At 60.9% G+C, this 1,879-nt stretch carries 3 protein-coding genes; all 3 read right to left on the bottom strand.

From position 1 onward, the window contains the following. Positions 1 to 444, bottom strand: a 444-nt coding sequence (locus ACT84W_RS09360) for a hypothetical protein (protein ID WP_444329006.1), incomplete at its 3' end; no start/stop codon positions are given. A 148-nt stretch (positions 445 to 592) separates the two neighbouring features. Continuing rightward, positions 593 to 1,180, bottom strand: a complete 588-nt coding sequence (locus ACT84W_RS09365; protein WP_432321119.1) for a TetR/AcrR family transcriptional regulator — start codon at positions 1,178 to 1,180, stop codon at positions 593 to 595. Between the two features lie 118 nt (positions 1,181 to 1,298). Further along, a partial coding sequence (locus ACT84W_RS09370) for an IMP dehydrogenase (RefSeq protein ID WP_444329007.1) occupies positions 1,299 to 1,879 on the bottom strand: 581 nt, incomplete at its 5' end.

Here is a 1,879-nt window from a genome sequence, read left to right on the forward strand (position 1 = left end):
CCACATCCAGCCGAAGGCCTCGTCACCCTTCTCTTTTGCGCTGCGATAGAACAGCACGATGACGAGGATGCCAAGAAGGGCGAAGGGGATATTGCGGTAGATGCCCCAGATGAGCGGCGAGTGGTCGCAGAGCCACTGGTTCTGCGGCATCATGCACAGGATGACACGGATGGCCGCCAAGGCGTACACAGCCGCGGTGAGCGACTTTTTGCCCTCAACCTCATAGCGCTCGCGCCACACGTAGTAAAGAAGGACGTAGAACACCGTCATGGTCACCGAAGTGATCCACTTGCCGAGACCCAGCTGGAAGGCGAAGGAATCGAGGCCGGTGGTGCACAGGGCGAGCGCGCGGGGAACGAGGTGGAAGGAGTCGCCCGCGCCGAGCACAACCGCCATCCAGCCGAAGAGCTCGAACTGGCGCGAGCCCTTGGCTCCGCGGATCATTCGAACACCGACGGAAAGAACCGTCGCAAGGTAGCAAATATCAAACAATGTTTCGACGATAGCCTGCATCAGATTCTCCTAACCGAATAAGTTGAACATTGTTCATTTTGGTGGCGAAAAAAAGACCCGCCTGCTCGCGGGTGCTTTTTCAGTAGATGGTTCGACGCACGATCTCCAGAACCGCAGAGGAGTCGAAGTCCTGCCTCACAGCAGCCGAGAGCATAAGCGAGAAGAGCACCTGAGCGAAGGCGTCTGCCGTAAGGTCCCCGGTAAAGGCGCCCGCGCGAACCTTCGGGTCCCGCAGCAGCACCGCCTTAAGCTCGTCGAGGATGTGCAGCCATGCCTGACGCATCTGCCGCTTGCCGTCCGCCGCGTCCTGTTGCATGAACCCCAGCGAGTGGTGCGTAAAGAAGCCCGGGTATCGATCGCAGCCGTACCCGAGCTGCCCGAACATCCACTTGACGCACGAAAGCGTGTCCGCAAAGACGGCCTCATCGTCCGGACGATGGAAGATGTCTTCCCAGACGCTCTCGACGGTGGCGCTCACCAGGGCCGACTTCGACTCGAAGTAGTTGTAGATGGAACCCACCGAAACACCGCAGGCGGCGGCGACCGAGCGGATATTGACCGAAGCCCATCCGTTCTCCTGGATAAGCTCGCGGCTCTTCTTCAAGATCTCCTCTTTGGATGTAACGACCGTGTTCATCGTGCCACCTCCAATGTGAACGATGTTCATTTTGATCTTATCGAGCTCGCTGTCAATACGGATTCCTGTCGCCTTCAAAGAGTCGACAAAAAGCCCCGGGGCCGCAAGGACCCCGGGGCGATGTCAAACAATGGTTTTCGAGTTTGCCTTAGCGGTAGCTCACGCTCTGGTGACTCTGGTCCTTGACGACGACGTCGTGGGCGCCGCCCTCGACGATCGAAACGGAGGACACCAGCGTGAGGCGAGCCTTCTCCTGCAGCTCGGGGATGGAGTTGGCGCCGCAGTTGCACATGGTCGATTTGACCTTATAGAGCGTGCTGTTGACGCCGTCGTGCAGGGTGCCGGCGTAGGGCACGTAGGAGTCGACGCCCTCGACGAAGCTGAGCTTCGCCGCGCCGCCGAGGTCGTAGCGCTGCCAGTTGCGGGCGCGCGCCGAGCCCTCGCCCCAGTACTCCTTCATGTACTGGCCGTTGACGTTGACGCGCTCGGTCGGAGACTCGTCGAAGCGCGCGAAATAGCGGCCGAGCATCATGAAGTCGGCGCCCATGGCCAGCGCGAGCGTCATGTGGTAGTCGTAGACGATGCCGCCATCGGAGCACACAGGGACGTAGACGCCGGTCTCCTCGTAGTACTCGTCGCGGGCGCGGCAGACGTCGATGAGCGCGGTCGCCTGGCCGCGGCCGATGCCCTTGGTCTCGCGCGTGATGCAGATGGAGCCGCCGCCGATGC

Origin of the sequence: Paratractidigestivibacter sp., from assembly GCF_052362415.1 — a bacterium.
Lineage (GTDB): Bacteria > Actinomycetota > Coriobacteriia > Coriobacteriales > Atopobiaceae > Paratractidigestivibacter.